Raw genomic sequence first — 23,336 nt, forward strand, 5'->3', positions numbered from 1 at the left:
GTCTTAAAGTTGTAAAGTCCAAAGTCGAAAGTCTTTCCTTTCGGACTTTAGACTTTGGACTTTATGACTAATTTTTAATCTGCTATATTAGGATTTAACCATTTCATTGCGTAATCAAGCGGTACATTTCTTCGTTTTGCGTAATCTGTAACCTGATCTTCTTTTATTTTTCCTAGACCGAAATACCTACTTTTCGGGTTTCCGAAATAATATCCTGAAACCGATGAAGCCGGCCACATCGCCATACTTTCTGTCAGCTTCACTCCTGTTTGTTTTTCAACATCTAAAAGTTTCCAGATTGTTGGTTTCTCTAAGTGATCCGGACAAGCAGGATAACCTGGAGCAGGACGAATTCCTTTATAACTCTCCTTAATCAATTCTTCGTTGGTTAAAGCTTCTTCAGAATCGTAACCCCAGAAATCTTTACGTACTCTTTCGTGAAGATATTCGGCGAAAGCCTCAGCAAAACGATCGGCAAGCGCTTTAACCATTATCGAATTATAATCGTCTAAGTTCTTTTCGTATTCAGCAGCCCATTCGTCTACACCAAAACCAGTTGTTACACAGAAAGCTCCCATGTAATCCTCAATTCCACTTTCTTTTGGCAGAATAAAATCGGCTAAAGCGATATTTGGGGCGCCTTTCGTTTTTTGTGACTGCTGACGAAGCGTTAAGAATTTCTCTAATACTTTTCCGTTTTCATCACGCAATTCGATATCATCATCATTTACCTGATTCGCAGGGAAAATTCCGTAAATACCTTTTGCCTGAAGTTTTTTCTCTTCTAAAATGACTTTCAGCATTGCCTGAGCATCATTAAAAACAGAAGTCGCTTGTTCGCCCACAACCTCATCTGTTAAAATTGCCGGATACTTTCCGTACAATTCCCAAGTTTGAAAGAATGGCGTCCAGTCGATATACGGAACCAAAACATCCAATTCTACTTCTATAGTTTGTGCACCAATTACTTTTGGTTTAACCGGAGTATATTCGCTCCAATCCAATGGTAATTTGTTTTTACGCGCATCTTCAATCGTTAAGAAGTTTTTATCTCTCGAACGATTTAAGAACGTTTCTCTAAACGAATCGTATTCTGCGCGAATATCTGCTGCATATATTTTTCGGTTATGATCTAACAAGTTTCCTGCAACAGTAACGGCTCTGGAAGCATCGTTTACGTGAATTACAGTTTCTCTGTATTGAGGTGCAATTTTCACGGCAGTATGTGCGCGCGAAGTCGTTGCCCCACCAATCATAATCGGGATTTTAATATTTTGTTTGTCTAATTCTTTGGCCAAATACACCATTTCGTCAAGCGAAGGCGTGATCAATCCGCTTAATCCGATAATGTCTACTTCGTGCTCGATTGCCGCTGCAATGATTTTCTCCGGAGGAACCATTACACCTAAATCTACAATCTCGTAATTGTTACAAGCCAAAACAACCGAAACGATGTTTTTTCCAATATCGTGAACGTCACCTTTTACAGTAGCCATCAGGATTTTTCCGTTTCCTTGTTTATCGCCAGCTTGTTTACTAGCTTCGATAAAAGGCAATAAATAAGCCACGGCTTTTTTCATTACACGAGCCGATTTAACTACCTGAGGAAGGAACATTTTTCCACTTCCGAATAAATCTCCAACGACATTCATTCCGGCCATTAAATTGATTTCGATAACTTCAATTGGTTTTGTTGCTGCTAAACGTGCTTCTTCTACATCTTCTTCAATAAAAGCATCGATTCCTTTTACCAACGAATGCGTAATACGATCCTGAACCGATCCTAAACGCCATTCCTGAACGGCTTTTTCATCGCTTTTTACTTCGCCTTTTACATTTTCTGCAAAATCTAAAAGTCGTTCTGTAGCATCGTCACGTCTGTCTAAAATTACGTCTTCAACGTGTTCTAATAAGTCTTTCGGAATATCATCGTAAATCGTCAACATCTCCGGATTCACGATTCCCATCGTCATTCCTTCTTTAATGGCGTGGTATAAAAATACCGAGTGCATCGCTTCACGTACAACGTCATTTCCTCTAAACGAAAACGAAACGTTACTTACCCCACCACTGATATGTGCGTGCGGCAAGTTCTCGCGAACCCATTTTGTTCCTCTAAAAAAGTCCAATGCATTCAGGCGGTGTTCTTCCATTCCTGTTGCAACCGGGAAAATATTCAAATCGAAGATAATATCTTGTGGAGGGAAACCTACTTTGTTCACCAAAATATCATACGAACGTGCACAAATTTCTACACGACGATCATAATTATCTGCCTGACCAACTTCGTCAAAAGCCATAACAATAGCTGCCGCTCCGTAACGCTTGATTAATTTAGCGTGGTGAATAAAGGCTTCTTCTCCTTCTTTCAACGAAATCGAGTTTACAACACTTTTTCCTTGTACTACTTTCAGACCCGCTTCGATAATTTCCCATTTCGAACTGTCGATCATAATCGGCACTCTCGAAATATCTGGTTCTGCAGCGATCAAGTTTAGGAATTTAGTCATGGCAGTTACACCATCCAACATCCCTTCATCCATATTAATATCGATGATTTGCGCTCCTCCTTCTACCTGCTGTCTTGCAATATCAAGTGCCTCGTCATACTTCTCTTCCTTGATTAATCGAAGGAATTTTCGCGAACCCGTTACATTCGTACGCTCACCAACGTTTACAAAAACGCTTTCAGGCGTAATAATCAAAGGTTCTAATCCTGATAATACAAGGTCTCTTCTTTTTTCAGTCATTTTCTTTAAGGGCCTAAGATTCTTAGGTTCTAAGTTTTTTAATTCTTATTTCTTTCCTGCAAGGTTTTCAAAACCTTGTAGGTTTGTTTATCGTACGTCAAAATTATACCTACAAGGTTTTGAAAACCTTGCAGGAAACGTTATTCAAAAGTTGGCGCCACTCTAGGCTTATAATCTTTCGCAACTTCTGCCATTAATCGAATATGATCTGGAGTAGTTCCGCAGCAACCGCCAATGATATTGATTAAATTATCCTCTAAATATTCTTTGATGAATGCCTGAGTCTGCTCTGGTGTTTCATCGTATTGCCCGAAAGCGTTTGGCAATCCTGCATTTGGATGCGCCGAAACATTAAAGCTTGTATTATGCGCTAATGTTTTTAAATACGGTTTCAACAAATCGGCTCCTAAAGCACAATTAAATCCTACGCTTAATAATGGAATATGCGAAACTGAAATCAAAAACGCTTCAACCGTTTGTCCGGAAAGTGTTCTTCCTGAAGCATCCGTAATAGTTCCTGAAACCATGATTGGAATATCGATGTTACGCTCTTCTTTTACTTCTTCAATGGCAAAAAGTGCTGCTTTTGCGTTTAATGTGTCAAAAATCGTTTCTACTAAAAGTAAATCGCAGCCTCCGTCCATTAAAGCTTCTACCTGTTCTTTGTATGCAATTCGTAAATCGTCGAAAGTTACGGCTCTGTAACCTGGATCGTTTACGTCTGGTGACATACTTGCCGTACGGTTTGTTGGTCCGATTGAACCGGCTACAAATCGTGGTTTTTCTGGATTTTTTGCTGTAAATTCATCCGCTACTTCTCTCGCCAGTTTAGCCGATTCGTAGTTTAGTTCGTAAACCAAATCTTCCATGAAATAATCGGCCATACCAATTGTAGTTCCAGAGAATGTATTGGTTTCTACGATATCTGCACCTGCATCAAAATAGGCTGCATGCACGGCACGAATTGCTTGTGGCTGTGTTAGGGATAATAAATCGTTGTTTCCTTTTAACGGATGCGGGAAATCTTTGAAACGCTCGCCGCGAAAATCTTCTTCTGAGAAGTTGTAGCGTTGTAACATGGTTCCCATTGCTCCGTCAAGGATTAGGATATTTTTCTTTATTGCTTCTTGTATAGACATTTCTCTTTTGCCGCTAAGGCTCTAAGGCACAAAGCTTTTTTTAATTTATTATCTTGAAAGTTATACCTAACAGGTTTTGAAAACCTGTTAGGATAGGCATCGTTTCTTTTAATTCCAAAAAGGCACTATTGCTGGCTCATTAGCCCCGATTACTTCACCTTATTCCTATTTTCATAAGAGTTCAGTGAACTGCGTTTGAGCCGGTATCCTCGTATCCCGATAACTATCAGGAGGAGAGATATAGGCGAAAGTGGGAACTATTGACTGCAAAAATGCGCCAATGATTCGCTCCTTACCGAAATTGCTTTCAGTAAATTATTTGTATGTTGTCTGGAAAAGTTTTGAGAAATACGAGAATGTATTTGTGTTATCTATCTTAAATACCTGTGTTTATGGTAAAAAGTAGAATTTAGCACCTTCTTTATAGTAAAGGGTTGCTAAGGTTTCATCGGGTCTATCCCTCCGCCTTTCGTGATAACGAACAATAAATTTTAAGAACAGTGCAAAGTAAAGACATAAGCTGAACAATTGCAAGTGTTTTTTTAAGTTTCTGAGACTCTGAGGCACTAAGATTCTAAGTTATGAGTTTGTTAGTGTTTTGGCTTTTGTTTTGTCCCTCTAAAATTGATAATTTCAACAGTTTCAGATTCTTTTTTTAGTCTATAAACCAAATAATTATTTTTGTCTATAATTGCTTTGTGCAAAGATTCGTTTTTATGTGATTTTGGAAATTGTTCTGGATTCAGACTGATTTGATTTATTACCTGTTGAATTTTTTATTTTCCAAGTTTAAGATTTCTTTCTTAGTCCATTTTTCTTCAAGATAATCTACAACTTTATTAAAACCTTTTACAGCTTGCGACGTCCAAATAAATTTTAATGCCATTTTGAAAATCTTTTCATGACATCTTTGTGGTTTGTAAATTCACCTTTTTCAGCTTGGTGTAATCCAATTTGGATTTCTTCTTTTTCAGATTCTGATAAATCATCATACCAATCACTTTGATTTGCCTTTAAAACCAATTCGAGTTTTTCTAAAACACGCTCATCTTCTACCTTAACCAACTCTTGAATAAATTGATATTTTCTAGCTTCTAAATTCATGATAATCAAAATTTATAAATACAAAGATACGTTTTTAGGTTCTGAGATGCTGAGGTTCTAAGGGACTAAGCTAAAAAAAAAGCCCAAACTTTTAAAAGTTTGAGCTTTTAGTATATTTAAAAATCTTAGAACCTCAGTCTCTCAGAACCTCAGCACCTTCGATTAAACAATCGCTTTAACAACTGCTTTCGGCGCCTCTTTACGAGTTCCGTCGAAACCGTCTACTCCAGATACTGTTGTATATTTCAATACGTATTTTTTACCTGGATTGATAATTCCGTATGCAGCCTGACACATTAAAGTTGCTTCGTGGAAACCACAAAGGATTAATTTTAATTTTCCAGGGTATGTATTTACGTCTCCAATAGCGAAGATTCCAGGAATATTTGTTTGATAATCTAATGCATTGTTTACTTTAATGGCATTTTTCTCGATTTCTAATCCCCAGTCTCCAATTGGACCTAATTTTGGTGTTAATCCGAAAAGAGGGATAAAATAATCGCATTCGATTTTACGGTGTGCTCCGTTTTCTTCGATATCTAATGATTCTACGTGTTCAGCACCGTTGATTCCAACAACTTCTGCCGGAGTGATTAATTTGATTTTTCCAGCTGATTTTAATTCTTGTACTTTTTCTACAGAATCTAAAGCTCCTCTAAATTCATTTCTACGGTGAATTAAAGTTACTTCTGAAGCTACATTGGCCAAGAAAATTGACCAGTCTAATGCTGAATCTCCTCCTCCTGCAATAACAACTCTTTTGTCTCTGAATTTCTCAGGATTTTTGATGAAGTATTTTACTCCTTTATCTTCATAAAACTCGATATCTTCGATAAGTGGTTTACGAGGCTCGAAGCTTCCTAATCCTCCAGCGATTGCGATAACCGGCGCGTGGAATTTAGTTCCTTTATTTGACGTTACGATGAAACTTCCGTCTTCTTGTTTTTCGATCGTTTCTGCACGCTCTCCTAAAGTAAATCCTGGCTCAAATTGTTTAATTTGCTCCATTAGTCCGTCGATTAAGTCTCCAGCTAAAACTTCCGGGAATCCTGGGATATCATAAATTGGCTTTTTAGGATATAATTCTGAAAGTTGTCCTCCTGCCTGTGGCAGTGCATCCAGAATGTGACATTTTAATTTTAATAATCCTGCCTCGAAAACGGCAAATAAACCTGTTGGTCCTGCTCCAATTATAAGTATATCTGTTTTAATCATTATGGTATTGTTTATAATCATTCTTAATAATACAAAGAAACGAATAATTTATTCTATTGACAATGATTTTTATCATTTCGTTTCGATGCGCATTTTTTTACTCATTATTTTTAAGTGAAGCCGTGATTTCATTCATCTTTTTCACTTTTTCTTCAAAATTTCCTTTTAAGCTTTTTCGGTATTCGTTTAGATTTTCAACCATTTGATTGATGTCTTCCGGAATTACTTCTTCAAAAAACTCTCGAAGCCTTTTGGCCGTTGTTGGCGATTTTCCGTTGGTCGAGATGGCAATTTTCACATTTCCTTTCGTTACGATTCCACCCAAATAATAATCGCATAAATCTGGCGTATCGGCAATATTGCAAATCAAATAACGCTTTCTGGCTAAATCGTACACTCTTTTATTGACTTCAAGATTATCTGTACAAGCGATTACCATGTGGCGCTTTTTGAGCATTTTCTTTTTAAACTTCGATTTTGTCAATTTTATCGAAGGATGTTTTTCTGCCAGAACTTTTATTTCTAAATGAAATTCTTTTGCTACTACCTCAACATTTGCATTCGGACTTGACTTAAGCAAGAATGAAAGCTTTTCCAGACCTACATTTCCTCCGCCTACAATTAATACATTTAAATTGTGAAGCTTTAGAAATATTGGATATAATTCGTTTTGTTCCATTTTAATTTATTTTCATCCAATCAAAATTAGATGATTTTATTGAATCGGATAACCAATCAGATGTTCCTCCGGAACATTTTTTATCAAAACATTCTTTTTTTCTACCGACGAAATGTTCCTGCCGGAACATATTTGAAACCGTTCATTTTCTACCGACCAGTTGTTCTTAACGGAACATTTTATCGGGAACTTTTATTTTTTACCAACGAATTGGTTTTGACGGAACATTTTATTCAATTCCTTTTTTTGACAAAATTCTTCGTAAAATCCTTTTAATTTATGGCTTTCGCGAACCACTTCGCCTAAAACGATAATGGCAGGAGAACCTAATTCTTTCTCTTTTACAATTTCTAAAATCGAATCGACTGTTCCTACGCCCACTTTTTCTTCTGCTGTTGTTCCGTTTTGGATAATGCCCACTGGCAGATTTCCTTTGTTTTCTTTTTGAAACAAATCGATAATCTGAGGCAATTTGTGCATTCCCATTAAGATTACAACCGTTGCAGAAGATTGTGCTGCCAAAGCTACATCTGAAGATAATTTTCTATCTGATGTTGTGCCAGTAATGGCCCAAAAGCTTTCTGAAACTCCTCTTTTTGTAATCGAAATTCCCTGACTTGCGGGAACGGCAACTACAGATGAAATTCCGGGAACGACAATCGTTTCAATTCCGAAACTTTCTGCGTATTCAATTTCTTCGCTTCCTCTTCCAAAAATAAACGGATCTCCGCCTTTTAATCGAACTACATTTCCATACGTCAGTGCATTATCCACAATCAATTGATTGATTTGGTCTTGCGTGTATGCATGGTTTCCGATTCTTTTGCCAACAAAAATCTTGATGGCGTTTTTTGGTGCGTAATCCAGAATTTCTTCGTTGGCTAAGGCGTCGTATAAAACCACATTAGCTTCAGCCAGTGCTTTTACAGCTTTTAGCGTCAATAATTCGGGATCGCCCGGACCTGCACCGACTAAAGTTATTTTGGGTTTATTATGCATTTGCTAATTCTTGTGCTCTGAATGTTTCGATTTTATCAAAGAAAACTGTTGCTTGCGCGATGTAATCTTTAGCGAAAGCTTCAGATGGTTCATTTTTATTGATTTGGTAAACCAAGTCTTTAAAAGTTGAATTCAATTCGATTTTATTGGTATCAATAAAAACAGTGTCAAACAAATCAACGATTCCTGCGTGGTGGTTTGTTTTTTGGTTTTCTGCCAATAATAAAGCTTTAGCTCCATTTACAAATCCAGCGTAAGCGTGATAGATTGCATCTGACCATTTTTGGTTGTCGAAAGCTTCCTGTGCGAAAGAGATTTTTTCTTTAGCTTCTAATAATAAAGTAGCCACTAAATCAATCACAACACCAGCACATTCTCCAACTCCAACTGCTTTTACGTAGTTATCTGCGTTACCCCAATCCACAAAATCTGCTTCTGTTAAATTGGTTACATCAGATAATGGTTTTAAGATTTCGTAGAAGTATTTCTCTCCTTTTGCATCATAATAGTTTAGGAATTTTTCTCCATTCGCATTAGCGTCAAAATCATTTAAGATCGTACGCAAAGCTTCTGGTCCTCTACGGCTTGGAATTTTGATTACTTTATCAGCAAAACGTCCTTCTCCGTTTCCTAATCTTCCTCCACCCAATAAAACTTGTAAAGCCGGAGCTACCAGTTTTCCTGAGTTGATAGACATTCCTTGGAATCCAATTGCAGACATATTATGTTGCCCGCAAGCGTTCATACAGCCCGAAATTTTAATTTCAATTTCGCGGTTGTTTAAATATTGAGGATATTCTGCACTTAAAACTCTTTCTAATTCTTCGGCAATACCAGTACTGCTTGCAATCCCCAAGTTGCAAGTATCGGTTCCTGGACATGCCGTAATATCTCCAACTGAATTATATCCTAAATGAACAAAGTCCAATTTGGCTAATTCTTGATAAAAGAAAGGAAGATTTTCCTCTTTTACGTGACGTATTACAATATTTTGACGCAATGAAAAACGTAATTCGTTTGCTGCGTAATTTTTAATTAAATCTGCTAATAATCTCGCTTTATCAGTATAAAAATCCCCTAATAAAACTTTGATTCCAATAGCATAATATCCTGCTTGTTTTTGTGCAATTACGTTCGATTTTTTCCAAGCTTCATAAGCTTTTGTATCTTCGATTGTAACTTGTGGCACTTCTAAAACTGGTTCTGGAATTGCGCCATCAAAAGCAGTGGTGTCAATTTCATAGGTTTCAAAAGCGATTGCTTTTTTCTCTTTTTCAACTAAATCAAGGAAAGCATCTTTCCCCATTTCTTTGATTAAGAATTTCATACGCGCTTTCATTCTCTTGGCACGCTCACCATATCTATCAAAAATACGGATGATTCCTTCTGCAGTTGGAATGATTTCGTTAACCGGAATAAACTCAGAAAGTAATTCTGCATGCGCTGGTTGAGATCCTAAACCTCCTCCAAAAACAACTTTAAATCCTTTTTGTCCGTCTTTGATTTTTGGAATAAATCCTAAATCGTGTAAATAACTCAAAGCTGTATCTTCGTCTGAAGAAGAGAACGAAATTTTGAATTTACGTCCCATTTCCTGACAAATCGGGTTTCTTAATAAGTATTGGAACAAACCGTGTGCATATGGCGAAACGTCGAATGGTTCGTTTACGTCAACTCCAGCTAATTCGCTTCCTGTGATATTTCTTACCGTGTTTCCACAAGCTTCACGCAAAGTAATATCGTCTTTTGCCAATTCTGACCAAAGTTCAGGCGTTCTGTCCAAGCTCACATAGTGAATTTGGATATCCTGACGTGTTGTAATGTGCAAACGCCCTGTAGAATATTTATCTGAAACTTCCGTAATTCTTCTCAATTGCTCGCTGGTCACTTTACCATAAGGCAATTTGATACGAATCATCTGAACGCCTTCCTGACGCTGACCGTAGATTCCACGCGCTAAACGAAGGCTACGAAAACGCTCATCATCAATTTTTCCTCCACGGAATAAGTGAATCTTTTTTTCTAATTCGATAATTTCCTTCTGAACTACCGGATTTTCTATTTCTGTTCTAAAACTTTCCATTTCCCTTTTAGTTTGTAGTTTATTGTTGGTTGTTTATAGTTGGTTGTTGACAGCAGAACCATCAACCAAAAACCATAAACTATCAACTATCTAATGAATCCTACTCCTGCTGTTGTGTTAGTCGCTGTATCGATTAAGATAAAAGCTCCGTTTGATTTGTTTTCGTTGTAAGCGTCAAAGTATAAAGGCTTGCTTAATTTGATGCTTACTTCTCCGATTTCGTTTATCGCTAATTGAGAAGCTTCTGTTGTTCCTGAATAATCAGTTGCAATCGTGTTTTTGATGCTTTCTACTTTTGCTAAAACTCTGTTCGTATTGTGCTGTACTAAATATTTAGTTCCCGGAACCAGTTTTTTACTGTCCATCCAGCAAATTGTTGTTGTAATATCTTTTTCAATTCTTGGAAGTTCGTCTGATTTTACAATCATATCACCTCTCGTTACATTGATATCATTTTCTAATTCGATTGTAATTGAAGAACCTGCAGAAGCTTCGTCAAATGATTTATCGAAGAAGTGAATTTTGGTAACTTTTGATTCTGTTAAAGAAGGAAGAACTGTAACGGCATCTCCAACTTTAATTGAATTTCCGTATAATTTTCCTGCGTAACCTCTGAAATCGTGATATTCTTCTGTTTTTGGACGAATAACGGTTTGAACAGGAAAACGTGCTTTTCCTGGCTCGTAAACATCATGAGAATGTAATCCTTCTAAATGCTCTAAAACTGTTTGTCCTTCGTACCAAGGCATGTTTTCCGATTTGTCTACAACATTTCCTCCGTTGATTGCACTTAACGGAATATAACTTACGTTTTGTTCTTTGAAAGTACTTTTTGCGTTTAAAGCCTCAAAATCAGCTTTGATTTTATTGAAAACTTCTTCAGAATAATCTACTAAGTCCATTTTGTTGATGGCAACGATTACTTCTTTTACTCTCAATAAATTATTGATAAAAAAGTGACGGTAAGTCTGCTCGATAACTCCTTTTCTAGCATCGATTAAAATGATCGAAACCTGAGAAGTTGAAGCTCCTGTAACCATGTTTCTTGTATATTCTACGTGCCCCGGAGTATCGGCAATAATGTAACTTTTCTTTGCAGTCGAAAAATAAATATGCGCAACGTCAATCGTGATTCCTTGCTCTCTTTCTGCTACTAATCCGTCAGTTGCCAAAGAAAAATCCAAATAATCGTATCCTTTTTGTTTACTGCTTTTTTCGATTGCTTCAATTTTATCTGTAGTCAATGATTTTGTATCGTACAATAATCTCCCGATCAAAGTACTTTTTCCGTCATCTACACTTCCTGCTGTTGCTATTTTTAAAACGTCCATTCTAATATTTTTGTTTCAGGTTTAATTTTTTGTTTCGAGTTTCAGGTTTCTGAAATGCTTTCTCTAAAATTTAAATCTGTATGTTTTTGTTTTCTTGATTCTAACTTTTAATTTTTAATTCTCAATTTTTAATTAAATTAAAAGTATCCTTGTTGTTTTCTTTTCTCCATTGCAGCTTCAGAACGTTTGTCATCGATTCTGGCACCTCTTTCAGAAATTGTTGATGATCTGATTTCTCCAACCACTTCTTCGATTGTTGCTGCATAAGATTCAACAGCCGCTGTACAACTCATATCTCCAACGGTTCTGAAGCGAACAATTCTTTCTTCGATTTGTTCGTCTTCTTCTTGGTACACAAAAGGAGAATGCGACCAGATTAAACCGTCTCTCAAAAAAACTTTTCTTTTATGTGAGAAATAGATTGATGGAATCTCGATTTGTTCTTTTTCGATATAACTCCAAACATCTAATTCTGTCCAGTTTGAAATTGGGAAAACACGAACGTTTTGACCATTTTCAATTTTTCCGTTTAAGATATCAAACAACTCAGGTCTCTGATTTTTTTCGTCCCATTGTCCGAAATCATCACGAACAGAGAAAATACGTTCTTTAGCTCTTGCTTTTTCTTCATCACGACGCGCACCGCCAATACAAGCATCAAATTTGAATTCTTCAATTGCATCCAAAAGTGTTGTAGTCTGTAAGCTGTTACGGCTTGAATATTTTCCAGTTTCCTCAACTACTTTTCCTTCATCAATAGCGTCCTGAACATTACGAACGATCAATTCTAAACCTAATTCTTCTACCAATTTATCTCTGAAAGCAATTGTTTCAGGGAAATTGTGTCCTGTATCAACGTGTAATAGAGGAAACGGAATTTTAGCAGGGAAAAATGCTTTTTGTGCCAAACGCACCAATGTAATAGAATCTTTTCCTCCTGAGAAAAGTAAAACCGGTTTGTCAAACTGTGAAATTACTTCTCTGAAAATGTATATCGCTTCACTCTCTAAAGCGTTTGTTTTTAATACTGAACTCATTGTTTTTTTGTTTGATATTTTATTTGTGAAAATTTTGTTTGCTTCGCCTGTTCGAGCATAGCTCTCGAGTCAGGTTTAAAGTTTCAGGTTTTTAGCCCAATCTAAAATCTCCACTTCTTTATTCTATAATCTATTAAGAAGTCTTGCCTCTTGCTTCTTTCTTCTAAAAACTCTACTCTTTTTTAGCGCTGTGCAAACCACATTCTTTATGACTTGATTCCCACCACCATCTTCCGGCTCTGATATCTTCACCCGGGAAAATTGCTCTTGTACAAGGCGCGCATCCAATACTTATGAAACCTTGTTTGTGTAAAGCATTTTGCGGAACATTATTTTCTGAAAGATACGTTTCAACTTCTTCTAAAGTCCATTTTAATAACGGATTGAATTTGATGATTTCGAAACCTCCGTCGTATTCAAACAAACTTAAATCTTGTCTGTTTTCTGATTGTTCTGCTCTTAAACCTGTAATCCAAACTGAATTTCCTGCTAAAGCTTTTCTTAACGGAACTACTTTTCTAATGAAACAACATTCTTTTCTATTTTCAACTGAATCGTAAAAGCTGTTTGGGCCTTTTGTTTTCAGAAGATTTTCAACCGACGCCGCTTCTGGAAAAAACACTTCGATTGGTCTTTTGTATTTTTTTAATGTTTTATGAAAAACATCGTAAGTTTCCTGAAATAATCTTCCGGTGTCTAAAGTAAATACTTTAATATCTGTATTACTCTTTGCAATAAAATCAGTAATTACCTGATCTTCCTGACCAAAAGAAGTCGAAAAAATTACTTTTCCCGGAAATTCTTCTGCTAAAAAAACTAAAGTCTCGTCAAGCGAAAGATCTTTTGTTTTTTCTAATAATTCTTGTACAATACTCGCACTCATAATCTCTTCCTTTCTAAAATTATTTTTTACAATAATTTAGATACTGTTTTAAATTCAATTTTATAATCTGATAATCTGACTGCTGTTGGTTGTTCTTTTAATTCACAAACAAATAACCCGCTAATAATCAAAGCAGTTACTTATTCAAAATCAAATTTCCAAAGAATCATTTTTTACAAAAATCCATTACCCTATCGGACTAGTAGATTACTTTGCAAAAGTACTACTTATTTCTAAATATCAAAACAATATTTTTATTTTTTTAAGGTTCTAATTAACCTTTATAGAAGGATTTAGAACGTTTGTTTAATAATATAACAAATAAAACAGCAAAGCCTGATATTTAAACAATATAAAACCAAAAAGCATTTGGTTTTTAAATAGTTTACTTAATCTCTACCATATCTATAGGATAATTATAAAATTGTTACTATTTTAGCGCCAAATATTTATTTATGGATTTTCAGATTGGTCTTGTAATTGCAGGTTTAGTTGTTGGTTTTATTGTAGGGTTAACAGGTGTTGGGGGCGGTTCTTTAATGACGCCTATTTTATTATATTTTGGAATTCCACCAACAAAAGCAGTTGGAACTGATTTGCTTTATGCCGCTTTTACAAAAGCCGGAGGAATATTTGTACATAATAAAAAAGGAAACATCAACTGGAAAATTACAGGCTGGCTGACTTTAGGAAGTGTTCCTGCTGCTTTAATTACGTTATGGATATTAAACAGCATTAAAACTGATATCGAAACCATTAACAGCGTTATTAAACACAGTTTAGGCTGGGCTTTACTTTTTACTTCGGTAGCGATTATATTTAAGAAGAAACTTTTAAATTTTTCTCAAAAACATGCGGGAGATAAATTCCATAACGAAAGTACAACTCAAAACATGCTTACTATTGGAATTGGTGTTTTACTGGGAGCAACCGTTACACTAACTTCTATTGGAGCCGGAGCGTTGGGAACAGTAACTTTATTTTTCCTTTATCCGCTTTTACCAACTCCACGTTTAGTTGGAACCGAAATTGCACATGCAGTACCTTTAACGCTTGTTGCAGGTGTCGGGCATGCTTCTATGGGAAATTTGGATTTAATTTTACTGGCTCAATTATTACTTGGCTCACTTCCAGGTATTTTTATAGGAAGTTTATTAAGCGGTAAAGTTCCGGATCAGTTTCTTAGAAACGCAATTGCCGTGATGCTTTTTATGGTAGGATATAAATTGATATTTTAAGGTAAATTTTAAACCAAATAAGTCATATAAGTTCATTTTAGACTTACGCAAAGCTTATTAAATGAAATTATATGACTTATTTGGTTTATTTTTTTTAGAATGCTATGTCTGCCAGAGAATTACTTTCTAATATTTTAAGTGTATTATCACGAACTTCTGTCATTAAACGTCGTGCAGCGCAGGTAGTTTCATCGTCACAATCATCGCATCTTTCATAAAAGTTATGACTTGCACAAGGCAATAATGCGATTGGACCTTCCAGGATTCTATAGACTTTCGCCATACTAATATCTTTCGGATCTTTTATCAAATAATAACCGCCGCCTTTTCCTTTTTTTGCTCCAAGAAAACCTGAGTTTCTTAAAAGCAATAAAATACTCTCAAGGAATTTAATCGAAATATGTTCACTTTTTGCAATTTCAGCTATTTGTACAGGATCATTATTTTCTCTTCTAGCCAGATAGGTTAAAGCTTTTATTCCGTATTTTGTTTTCTTTGAAAGCATTTTTAAGTTTTAATTGTAGACCGCCGGCTTTAGCTCTTAATCATCAGAAAATGAACCAAAAAACAATCCGCATATTTTTCTGCAACAAAAATAGGTTTTTTAAATGAGAAAAGTAACAGCAGAATAGTTAAATTCTACTAATTCGATCAAACTACTTCGTTATTACCAATTAAATTGAACTCGTGGAATAATTTCATTTCCTTAGCCAGTTCTTTTTTTCTAACCACATAAGTATCTGAAATAGAATCGTGCCAGCCTCTGCTTCCAAGAAACGAAATAGCATCAAAAGGAATAAATCGGCATAAGGTTCTTTTCAATATGATATCTAAAGATGGTCTTTCGCCATTTTCGTTTACTACAACTGTTCCGGTAATAAATTTCCCTAAAGATCTTCCAAAAAAACCTTCTGTAAGGGTATAATAAATAATTGAAAATACTATGAAAATTATCTGCCCTTCTAAATCACTTAAATTTCCAATCCACTGGATAAATTCATTTGAATCTGTAAGAGCCATAATGAATGTTGCTATAACGGTAACAATAAAAATCAGGCAGAGTATACCAACAATATCAAAAATATAATTTATAAAACGGCTTCCGTTTGAAGCGATCAGTTTATCATCAAGAATATAAGTGGTTTTGGTCATGTTTTGGTTGTTTATGTTAGGTTTATCAGAATTAATTCTGAAACAAAAATATACTTTTTACCCAAACAAACGCCAAAAGAAACGACGATTTTTAACAGTAATAAATTTACAGTTAAAAATCGTCGTTGTTTATTAAAATTTCAAAAAAATCTAAAAATTAAGCAAGCGCTTGTTTTAAATCTGCAATTACATCTTCAACAGTTTCTAATCCAACAGAAACACGAACTAATCCCTGCGTGATTCCAACTGCCAATTGATCTTCTTCGGATAATTTGCTGTGTGTTGTAGAAGCCGGATGCGTAACAATTGTTCTCGTATCTCCAATGTTTGCTGATAATGAACAAAGTTGAATAGCGTTCAGGAATTTTCTTCCCGCTTCGATGCCTCCTTTAATTTCAAATGCGATGATGTTTCCACCAGCTTTCATTTGTTTTTTGGCAATTTCGTATTGCGGATGTGATTTTAAGAACGGATATTTTACGCTGTTTACATTTGGATGGCTTTCTAAAAATTCAGCTACTTTTAAAGCATTTTCGCAATGTCTGTCCACGCGAACTGCCAATGTTTCTAAACTTTTTGAAAGAACCCAGGCATTAAACGGAGCTAAAGCCGGCCCTGTATTTCTGGAAAACAAATAAATCTGTCTGATTAAATCTGCGTTTCCAACAGTAACACCGCCAAGAACACGACCTTGTCCGTCGATTAATTTTGTAGCGGAGTGAATCACTAAATGTGCGCCAAATTTAATTGGCTGCTGTAAATACGGCGTTGCAAAACAGTTGTCGATAATTAAAATCAGGTTGTGTTTTTTAGCAATATTCCCTAACAATTCTAAATCGATTACATCAACTCCTGGATTTGTTGGAGATTCAGCGTACAATATTTTGGTGTTTGGCTTAATGAAACTCTCAATTGTTTCCGGTTTGTTAATTTCAAAATACGATGTTTCGATGTTCCATTTTGGAAAATAAGTCATAAACAAAGCATGAGTAGAACCAAAAACGCTGCTGGCAGACACAATATGATCTCCTGAATTTAATAATGCCGCAAAAGTAGAATACACCGCAGCCATTCCTGTTGCAAAAGCATAACCGGATTCAGCACCTTCCATTTTGCAGATTTTATCTACAAACTCAGTTGTGTTTGGATTGCTGAAACGGCTGTAAATATTTCTTTCTTTTTCTTCTGTAAAGGAAGCCCTCATGTCTTCGGCATCTTCAAAAACAAAGCTTGACGACAGGTACAAAGGCACCGAGTGTTCTAAATATTGAGATCTTTCTAATTGTGTTCTGATGGCTTGTGTTTCAAAACCAAATTCTTCTGTATTCATTGTGTTGTTTTTGTTTTTTTGTTTCAAGTTTAACGTTTCAAGTTATCACTGAACTTAAAATTCAAACTCTTTAGAGAAATTATCTCATTCCCTAATTGACTAATTTTCTAATTATTACAAAGCTTCTTTATTTAAAACGACTTTGTATTTAATTGTTGCTGTTGGTTCAACGGTTTTAGCAACTGAGCAGTATTTCTCAAAAGAAAGCTGTGCCGCTTTTTTTGCTTTTTCCGGATTGATTTCTCCTTCTAAATAGAAAACCACATCGATTTCTTTAAAAGGTTTTGCTTCCCCAACCTGAACACGAAGACCTTCAACCTCAGCATCAAATGAAGTGATTTCCTGACGCTGTTTCTTTAAAATTGAAATCATATCGATAGCACTGCACCCTGCAACCCCCATTAAAACCAATTCCATTGGACTGGCACCTAAATCGCTTCCGCCAAATTCGGCTCTGCTGTCAACGTCAACTACGTGTCCGCGTTCATTTTTTACTTTGAAATGAAATGCGTCATTTACTCTGTTTAAAGTTACTTTCATTGTGTTGTTATTTTTTTTGTTTTTTTATTCAATTTGCGCAATCTTGTCATTTCGACGTAAGGAGAAATCTTCACAAAAATCTGCAATCTAAAATCAGGCTATCCTCGATCAGACAATCTCAATATATCACCAAAAACTCCTCTTGCTGTTACCGCAGAACCTGCACCGGCTCCCTGAATAACGATTGGACGATCTCCATAAGATTCTGTGTAAATTTCGAAGAATGAATCAGAACCTTTTAATCCGCCAAGCGCTGTATCTGATGGAACTGAAACTAATTTTACTTCTAAATTTCCTTTATCATTCTGCAAATCTCCGGACAATTCACCAATGTATCTCAGCACGTGATTTGGCTGTTGTTCTGCTTTTATTTTAGCATAAATTGGATCAAATTCTTTTAATTTCGTCAGGAAATCAGCTGCACTTCCTTCGCGTAAATGTTCTGGAATTAGGTTCTGAATTGAGATTTCTTCGAATTCATTCTGCAAGTCTAATTCTCTAGCTAAAATTAACAATTTTCTTCCAACATCATTTCCACATAAATCCTCACGCGGATCCGGTTCTGTATATCCATTATCAATCGCTTCCTGCAGGATTTCGCTGAACGGAGCATCTTTTGCAGAGAAATTATTAAATAAATAACTCAAAGTTCCTGAGAAAACCCCTTTTATTTTTGTGATGTTTTCTCCTGAAAGATGCAGTAATTTGATCGTGTCAATTAACGGTAATCCCGCACCAACATTGGTTTCGTATAGATAATTCTTTTGGTTTTCTTCTAAAGCACTTCTCAGCTCTTTGTAAAAACCATAGCTTAATGTATTTGCTACTTTATTTGAAGAAATCAAATCGAAACTGTTTTCTACAAGCTGAATATAATTCTCTACAAAAGAAGCACTTGCTGTATTATCTACTGCAATAAGGTTTTCTAAATGATGCTCATTTGCGTATGCGATAATATCCTGAATGGTATATGGTTCGCCTTTGGTTTCTATATCGTTTTTCCAGGTTTTAGTAACGCCGTATTTGTTTAAAAGCAGTTTTTTAGAATTCGCTATAGCGAATACGTTCAGTTTAATGTCTTTACGTTTTTCAATTGCCGAAGCCGATTCTAAAATCTGATTGATCAAAGTACCGCCAACTAATCCGTGGCCGAAAATAGCGATGTTTATTTTTTTAGAAACACCGAAGATTTCACCGTGAATTACGTTTAAGGCTTTGTTTAATTCTTCTTTTTTAACTACCAAACTCACGTTTTTACCCGTAACAGTGTTGTTAAACAAGATAGGAACAATTTTATTTTTTATTAAAGCCGTGTATGGTTTATGAAAAGTACTCAAATCTTGTCCGATAATCGAAATTACAGAAACATTATCGGTTACTGTAATCTGGTTAACATCCTTAGAATAAAAGTCATTTTCGAATTCTTTTTCTAATTCTACTACAGCCGTCGTTGCTTTATCAGTGGCAACAACCAATCCGATTCCTCTTTCTGAAGAACCCTGAGAAATGATACTTACACTGATATTGTGATCGCCCATTACTTTAAAAATTCGGGCATCGACTCCGGCTTTTCCAAGTAATCCGCGTCCTTCAAGATTAACAAGGGAAACATTTTCTAAAACAGAAAGTGTTTTGATTCCTTCTTTTGTTGAATCTGAAGTGATTAAAGTACCTCGGTTTTCATGATTGAAAGTGTTTAAGATACGAAGCGGAATATTTTTCTCTAATAACGGAATGATGGTTTTGGCATGCAGAATTGTTGCTCCAAAATTAGCCAGCTCGTTTGCCTCATTAAAAGACAAATATTCGATTTTTTTGGCATCGGCAACTAAATCCGGATTTGCGGTGTAAATACCGTCGACATGCGTGAAATTTTGAAGTTCCTCTGCATTTAAATAATTTGCAATTAACGAAGCTGTATAGTTGCTTCCGTTTCTTCCAAGGGTTGTGGTGTCGTTGTTGCTGTTTGAACCAATGAAACCTGTTACTATATTTACGGTTGATCCGTTATGCTCTTTAAAATAGTTTACTACGTTTTTCTTCGAAAGCTGTTCTAATGGCTGCGCATCTCCAAATTTAGAATCGGTTTTCAGTAATTCTCTTGTGTCGACAAAATTGGCCGGAATTCCTTTTTCCAATAAAATTGCCGTTAATAATTTAGCCGAAAGCAATTCTCCTTTTGACAAAATCTGGTCTTTGATTTTTTTGCTGTAGTCGCCAATTAAGCTTACACCTTCAAAAAGTTTATCTAAGACATTAAATTCTTCAGATAAATCTACATGCGGATAATCTGATATCTGGTATTTTTTGAAATTCTCTAATAATTCTTTGTAACTGCCGTTTTTAGCAGCAATGCTTAGAATAAATTCTAATTCATCAGTAGCATTGCCGCGGGCCGAAACTACTACGGTAATTTGTTCGCCCTGATTTACTTTATCAGAAATAATTGAAACAACTTTGTTAAGTCCTTCTCCGTTTGCTAATGATTTACCTCCAAATTTTAATACTTTCATTTTATTTTGCTATTGTTTCTGCCTTAAAAATACCGGCAAGTAAATGATCTAGTTGTTTGTACTCTATTAAAAAAGCGTCATGTCCGTGAACCGAATCTATTTCGCTGTATAAAACATTGTCTTTAAACTTTTTTAATTCATTATAGGTTTCCAGATTTTCTTTTGGTGTAAAAAATAAATCCGAATTGATGGCAATAATGTGTATTGCTGCATTTGATCTTGACAGCAAAGTTTCGAAATCTTCGCTGTTTCTGGTAATATCGATCGTTTTAAGCAGCTGGTTCATGAGTTTGTATGATGACAGCTGATAACGCTGCTGTAATTTTCTGCCATGATGTGCCAGCCAGCTTTCAATATTAAAAATTAAAAGATCCTGATTGATCGTACGCTGAAATTTTTCTTTGAATGATTCCGGAGATCGGTAACACAACATGGCATGAATTCTGGCATCTTCGATTGGTTTTGAGGAATTGTTCAGAATCTGCTCCTGCAGATAGCAATTGGCTATCATCCAGTCAGTCGATTTCCAGTCGGTTGCAATTGGGATTAAATGTTCTGTAATGTTTGGTGCCAAAGCCAGGATTTCCCAGGCAATACCACCTCCAACAGAACCGCCGATTACGGCAAATACCTTATCGATTTCTAAAGCATCGAGACCGTTTAAAAAAATTCGGGCAATATCGCGGGTTTTAAAATCCTGATAATTTTCGATGATGAAAGAATCGTTTCCGTTTCCGGGAACATTAAATGCGAGAATAGTAAACTTATTTGTATCGATAGTTTTACCATCGCCTATTAAGTCACTCCACCAGCCGTTTTCTCCGGTTACCTGTGCATTCCCTGTCAGCGCATGATTTACAAGCACGATTGGAGCAGTATGCAGCGGCAGACCTGAAAGTGTAAAACTTAAGGGCAGTGACGGGTAAATTGCACCACTTTCGGTGATGAAATTCTGAATTATAATGGGACTTGGTATATTTTCCAATTTCAAATCTTTTTATTTTTGATTTGTATGTGGAAATATTAGAAAGAAAGTCTAGAGTGAAACTAGAAAAAATTCTTGTTGTTATCTTTCCACGTTTGGGCGTGGTAGAATGCAGCACCTTCTTCGATTTAACGAAGGGTTGCTAAGGATTCACAGGGTCTAATCCCTCCTCCTTTCTTTATAACATTTTCAATACGTTTTTGAACTTAACGGTGCAAATTAACTACTAATTTCTTAAACAAACAAATTTTATCGAAACTGATTCCTCAATTTGATAAATATAATTCAATTAGAAACTATTGTACGCACAAAATTACCGAACGTTATGCCCAGTAATATTATGCAGGTTTTAACCTAACTTTTGATCCTTCACCAGCTTAAATGAAAAGCGTTTCATTTTCTTTTGAATACATCAAAAATGTTAATGAATTCGGAAGGTTTTTCAACAATTTTTTATCCGTCTCAGTTATTCCAAAACTTGGGTGGATTAACTCGTTTGCAGGCGGCGGGTTATTTCTTTCGGTTCTTAAGTTTCTGAATATTGAAAGTTTTTTTCTTAAGTAGTTAATTGCGCTCATGATATTTAAGTTTATGTCAGTTATTTTTTATATTTTATAATCTTTATTATTTCTTTAATTCTTTGTTATCGTAACCAAATTGAATAAAAAAACCCTTTTGGATTTTTAATACCAAAAGGGTTTAAGTTTTTATAGAACTTATATATACTTTTAGTATCAACAGACGCATACACAAATACGTGCGACGTTAAACATCTTGTTCATCTGTAGGGACTTATTCATTTGCGATTTGACTTTTATTTTAAAAATTTCCTGCATTTGGTTGTTTTTGTTAAAACAATAAAGGCTTTTGTTTTTTAACCTTTACTGTCTTACAAATTTGAGATTTTTTTTTGACTTAAACAAGCTTTTTTAATCAAATAATCTATAAAAAACGTTAAAAAATGTCTTTTTTCCGTTAAAAAACGTCTTACAAAATGACATTTTGAACTAAAGAAGGTTTTGTCTTACAAAAAATAACTGTTTTTCTGTTTCAATCTATCAAGGAACTGCTAATATTTAGGACCACTTTTAAAGCCAGACAGCTTCTTTATTTTTGATTTTTTCGGCTATTTTTAAAATATCTGATATTACTCCTCTCGCAATCGCCTGTCTGCTCGCAGCGGCACTTTGAATTACGATTGGTTTTTTGGCGTAAGATTGTGTATAAATTTCAAAAATAGAATCGGAACCTTTTAACTGTCCAATGGCGGATGTTACGGGTTCTGAAACTAATTTTACTTCTAAAGTGTTTTTCTCAACATCAAATTCGCCTATATATCGCAGGACGTGATTGTCTGCCTGGGTTATTTTGGCAATTTTATAGGCTTTATCGACTGCGTCTTTGTTTAGAATGCCATTTTTCTCTAAATATTCTTCTTTTATAAGCGATTCTATTTTAATGTCGGATAATTCGAATTCTCTGCCTATTTCGCGTGTTAAAATCAATAGTTTTCTTGCCGTATCATTTCCGGATAAATCTTCTTTAAAAGTAGACTTCATCAGCCCAAGCAGACTGGCATCTTTTAAAATCGATGAAAAGGGATTTTCCTCGACAGAAAAACGATTAAAAACATAACTGAGGTTGTCTGAAAACACGCCTCTGATTCTGGTGACTTTTTCTCCGGAGAAATACAGATCTCTTAAAGTCTGCAAAACAGGAAATCCCGTATCGACCGAGGTTTCATACAGAAATTCTTTATCATATTTCTTAAGATTTTCTCTCAATTGTTTATAAAGGTCAATGGGGAGCGTATTGGCCTTTTTATTGACAGCGACGATATTAAACCCGTTTTCGATAAGAGTATTGTAATGATCAATTAACTCGTCACTTGCCGTTGCATCGACTGCAATTAGATTTTCGAATTCATTTTCTTTGGCAAATTGGATAATATCTTCTACTCTAAACGGAACGGCCAATTCTCTAAAATTGGTTTCCCAGGAATATCCAACGCCTTCTTTCTCGAAGAAAGCTACGGTTGAATTGGTAATTATTGGAAAGTGAAAATCGACATTTCGGCTTTGAAGAAAAAATTCCTGACTTTCGATAATCTGATTGATTAAGGTACTTCCTATGTTTCCAATTCCAAAAAGGATAATATTTATTTTAAGCTTTGACATAATTTTAATTTTTAAAATACATCTGTGTTTATTGCAGCCATATAAGTAATATAAGTTCATTTAAATCAATATTTTAATGAACTTACGTTTTAAGTGAGCAGACGCACTGCATTGCGTCTCTACTTACAGGGTTAATTTTATATATGATTCTTTTTCATAAAAAATCACCCTTAGCAGAACT

20 protein-coding genes and 2 riboswitches are annotated in these 23,336 nt (G+C 35.4%); of the genes, 1 reads left to right on the top strand and 19 read right to left on the bottom strand.

The window, feature by feature from the left end:
* Nucleotides 1-74 precede the first annotated feature (74 nt).
* The 11 genes from metH to OZP11_RS12285 all read right to left on the bottom strand — a co-directional run bounded on the left by metH (nucleotide 75) and on the right by OZP11_RS12285 (nucleotide 13,220).
* Entirely contained in the window at nucleotides 75-2,750 is a 2,676-nt protein-coding gene (metH, locus tag OZP11_RS12235) for a methionine synthase (RefSeq protein ID WP_432419657.1), read from the bottom strand.
* A 140-nt stretch (nucleotides 2,751-2,890) separates the two neighbouring features.
* A complete protein-coding gene (locus OZP11_RS12240) occupies nucleotides 2,891-3,889 on the bottom strand; it encodes a homocysteine S-methyltransferase family protein (RefSeq protein ID WP_281235478.1) in 999 nt (332 codons plus the stop codon).
* A gap of 364 nt (nucleotides 3,890-4,253) precedes the next feature.
* Nucleotides 4,254-4,370, bottom strand: a riboswitch (SAM riboswitch).
* A 279-nt stretch (nucleotides 4,371-4,649) separates the two neighbouring features.
* Nucleotides 4,650-4,775, bottom strand: coding sequence for a hypothetical protein (locus OZP11_RS12245; protein WP_281235479.1), 126 nt, complete (start codon nucleotides 4,773-4,775; stop codon nucleotides 4,650-4,652).
* Nucleotides 4,766-4,993 carry a hypothetical protein gene (locus tag OZP11_RS12250; RefSeq protein WP_281235480.1) on the bottom strand — a complete coding sequence of 76 codons (228 nt, stop codon included), beginning with the start codon at nucleotides 4,991-4,993 and terminating at the stop codon, nucleotides 4,766-4,768. The genes OZP11_RS12245 and OZP11_RS12250 overlap by 10 nt, the downstream gene beginning before the upstream one ends.
* A 162-nt stretch (nucleotides 4,994-5,155) precedes the next feature.
* A complete protein-coding gene (locus OZP11_RS12255; protein ID WP_281235481.1) occupies nucleotides 5,156-6,208 on the bottom strand; it encodes an NAD(P)/FAD-dependent oxidoreductase in 1,053 nt (350 codons plus the stop codon).
* A gap of 97 nt (nucleotides 6,209-6,305) precedes the next feature.
* Nucleotides 6,306-6,887, bottom strand: a complete 582-nt coding sequence (locus OZP11_RS12260) for a precorrin-2 dehydrogenase/sirohydrochlorin ferrochelatase family protein (RefSeq protein WP_281235482.1) — start codon at nucleotides 6,885-6,887, stop codon at nucleotides 6,306-6,308.
* A 192-nt stretch (nucleotides 6,888-7,079) separates the two neighbouring features.
* Nucleotides 7,080-7,886, bottom strand: coding sequence for a uroporphyrinogen-III C-methyltransferase (cobA, locus tag OZP11_RS12265; RefSeq protein ID WP_281235483.1), 807 nt, complete (start codon nucleotides 7,884-7,886; stop codon nucleotides 7,080-7,082).
* Complete coding sequence (locus OZP11_RS12270) at nucleotides 7,879-9,969, bottom strand: nitrite reductase (protein ID WP_281235484.1); 2,091 nt, start codon at nucleotides 9,967-9,969, stop codon at nucleotides 7,879-7,881. Before OZP11_RS12270 ends, cobA begins: the two co-directional genes overlap by 8 nt.
* A gap of 86 nt (nucleotides 9,970-10,055) precedes the next feature.
* Nucleotides 10,056-11,300, bottom strand: coding sequence for a sulfate adenylyltransferase subunit 1 (locus tag OZP11_RS12275; protein ID WP_281235485.1), 1,245 nt, complete (start codon nucleotides 11,298-11,300; stop codon nucleotides 10,056-10,058).
* A 137-nt stretch (nucleotides 11,301-11,437) separates the two neighbouring features.
* A complete protein-coding gene (gene cysD / locus OZP11_RS12280; RefSeq protein WP_057117574.1) occupies nucleotides 11,438-12,337 on the bottom strand; it encodes a sulfate adenylyltransferase subunit CysD in 900 nt (299 codons plus the stop codon).
* Nucleotides 12,338-12,509: 172 nt separating this feature from the next.
* Entirely contained in the window at nucleotides 12,510-13,220 is a 711-nt protein-coding gene (locus OZP11_RS12285; RefSeq protein ID WP_281235486.1) for a phosphoadenylyl-sulfate reductase, read from the bottom strand.
* 455 nt (nucleotides 13,221-13,675) lie between these two features.
* Between OZP11_RS12285 and OZP11_RS12290 the strand changes: the two genes are divergently transcribed.
* A complete protein-coding gene (locus tag OZP11_RS12290) occupies nucleotides 13,676-14,458 on the top strand; it encodes a sulfite exporter TauE/SafE family protein (RefSeq protein ID WP_281235487.1) in 783 nt (260 codons plus the stop codon).
* Between the two features lie 94 nt (nucleotides 14,459-14,552).
* On the opposite strand, the gene OZP11_RS12295 is transcribed toward OZP11_RS12290, so the two are convergent.
* The 8 genes from OZP11_RS12295 to OZP11_RS12330 form a co-directional block, all read right to left on the bottom strand.
* Nucleotides 14,553-14,963, bottom strand: coding sequence for an RrF2 family transcriptional regulator (locus OZP11_RS12295; RefSeq protein ID WP_193846572.1), 411 nt, complete (start codon nucleotides 14,961-14,963; stop codon nucleotides 14,553-14,555).
* A 146-nt stretch (nucleotides 14,964-15,109) separates the two neighbouring features.
* A complete protein-coding gene (locus tag OZP11_RS12300; protein WP_281235488.1) occupies nucleotides 15,110-15,610 on the bottom strand; it encodes an RDD family protein in 501 nt (166 codons plus the stop codon).
* 157 nt (nucleotides 15,611-15,767) lie between these two features.
* The gene (locus OZP11_RS12305; protein WP_281235489.1) at nucleotides 15,768-16,940 is read right to left on the bottom strand and encodes a trans-sulfuration enzyme family protein; all 1,173 of its coding nucleotides are present in this window, start codon (nucleotides 16,938-16,940) and stop codon (nucleotides 15,768-15,770) included.
* A gap of 114 nt (nucleotides 16,941-17,054) precedes the next feature.
* Nucleotides 17,055-17,480: an OsmC family protein gene (locus OZP11_RS12310; protein WP_207297964.1), complete on the bottom strand. Its 426-nt coding sequence runs from the start codon at nucleotides 17,478-17,480 to the stop codon at nucleotides 17,055-17,057.
* Nucleotides 17,481-17,578: 98 nt separating this feature from the next.
* Nucleotides 17,579-19,993 (bottom strand): bifunctional aspartate kinase/homoserine dehydrogenase I, encoded by a 2,415-nt coding sequence (gene thrA, locus OZP11_RS12315; RefSeq protein WP_281235490.1) that lies wholly within the window; start codon nucleotides 19,991-19,993, stop codon nucleotides 17,579-17,581.
* Between the two features lies 1 nt (nucleotide 19,994).
* Nucleotides 19,995-20,978 (bottom strand): alpha/beta fold hydrolase, encoded by a 984-nt coding sequence (locus OZP11_RS12320; RefSeq protein ID WP_281235491.1) that lies wholly within the window; start codon nucleotides 20,976-20,978, stop codon nucleotides 19,995-19,997.
* Between the two features lie 78 nt (nucleotides 20,979-21,056).
* Nucleotides 21,057-21,165: riboswitch (SAM riboswitch) on the bottom strand.
* A gap of 190 nt (nucleotides 21,166-21,355) precedes the next feature.
* Complete coding sequence (locus OZP11_RS12325; RefSeq protein ID WP_281235492.1) at nucleotides 21,356-21,556, bottom strand: hypothetical protein; 201 nt, start codon at nucleotides 21,554-21,556, stop codon at nucleotides 21,356-21,358.
* A 510-nt stretch (nucleotides 21,557-22,066) separates the two neighbouring features.
* The gene (locus OZP11_RS12330; RefSeq protein WP_281235493.1) at nucleotides 22,067-23,155 is read right to left on the bottom strand and encodes a homoserine dehydrogenase family protein; all 1,089 of its coding nucleotides are present in this window, start codon (nucleotides 23,153-23,155) and stop codon (nucleotides 22,067-22,069) included.
* Nucleotides 23,156-23,336: the final 181 nt, after the last annotated feature.

This window comes from Flavobacterium gelatinilyticum (genome assembly GCF_027111295.1).
Classification (GTDB): Bacteria; Bacteroidota; Bacteroidia; order Flavobacteriales; family Flavobacteriaceae; genus Flavobacterium; species Flavobacterium gelatinilyticum.

Coding starts and splice junctions, on each gene's coding strand:
- cysD (WP_057117574.1), bottom strand. CDS start 12,337: ATGAGTTCAGTATTAAAAACAAACGCTTTAGAGAGTGAAGCGATATAC.
- OZP11_RS12275 (WP_281235485.1), bottom strand. CDS start 11,300: ATGGACGTTTTAAAAATAGCAACAGCAGGAAGTGTAGATGACGGAAAA.
- OZP11_RS12295 (WP_193846572.1), bottom strand. CDS start 14,963: ATGCTTTCAAAGAAAACAAAATACGGAATAAAAGCTTTAACCTATCTG.
- OZP11_RS12290 (WP_281235487.1), top strand. CDS start 13,676: ATGGATTTTCAGATTGGTCTTGTAATTGCAGGTTTAGTTGTTGGTTTT.
- OZP11_RS12325 (WP_281235492.1), bottom strand. CDS start 21,556: ATGAGCGCAATTAACTACTTAAGAAAAAAACTTTCAATATTCAGAAAC.
- OZP11_RS12250 (WP_281235480.1), bottom strand. CDS start 4,993: ATGAATTTAGAAGCTAGAAAATATCAATTTATTCAAGAGTTGGTTAAG.
- thrA (WP_281235490.1), bottom strand. CDS start 19,993: ATGAAAGTATTAAAATTTGGAGGTAAATCATTAGCAAACGGAGAAGGA.
- OZP11_RS12300 (WP_281235488.1), bottom strand. CDS start 15,610: ATGACCAAAACCACTTATATTCTTGATGATAAACTGATCGCTTCAAAC.
- OZP11_RS12245 (WP_281235479.1), bottom strand. CDS start 4,775: ATGGCATTAAAATTTATTTGGACGTCGCAAGCTGTAAAAGGTTTTAAT.
- OZP11_RS12305 (WP_281235489.1), bottom strand. CDS start 16,940: ATGAATACAGAAGAATTTGGTTTTGAAACACAAGCCATCAGAACACAA.
- OZP11_RS12260 (WP_281235482.1), bottom strand. CDS start 6,887: ATGGAACAAAACGAATTATATCCAATATTTCTAAAGCTTCACAATTTA.
- OZP11_RS12255 (WP_281235481.1), bottom strand. CDS start 6,208: ATGATTAAAACAGATATACTTATAATTGGAGCAGGACCAACAGGTTTA.
- OZP11_RS12330 (WP_281235493.1), bottom strand. CDS start 23,155: ATGTCAAAGCTTAAAATAAATATTATCCTTTTTGGAATTGGAAACATA.
- OZP11_RS12285 (WP_281235486.1), bottom strand. CDS start 13,220: ATGAGTGCGAGTATTGTACAAGAATTATTAGAAAAAACAAAAGATCTT.
- OZP11_RS12240 (WP_281235478.1), bottom strand. CDS start 3,889: ATGTCTATACAAGAAGCAATAAAGAAAAATATCCTAATCCTTGACGGA.
- OZP11_RS12270 (WP_281235484.1), bottom strand. CDS start 9,969: ATGGAAAGTTTTAGAACAGAAATAGAAAATCCGGTAGTTCAGAAGGAA.
- cobA (WP_281235483.1), bottom strand. CDS start 7,886: ATGCATAATAAACCCAAAATAACTTTAGTCGGTGCAGGTCCGGGCGAT.
- OZP11_RS12310 (WP_207297964.1), bottom strand. CDS start 17,480: ATGAAAGTAACTTTAAACAGAGTAAATGACGCATTTCATTTCAAAGTA.
- metH (WP_432419657.1), bottom strand. CDS start 2,750: ATGACTGAAAAAAGAAGAGACCTTGTATTATCAGGATTAGAACCTTTG.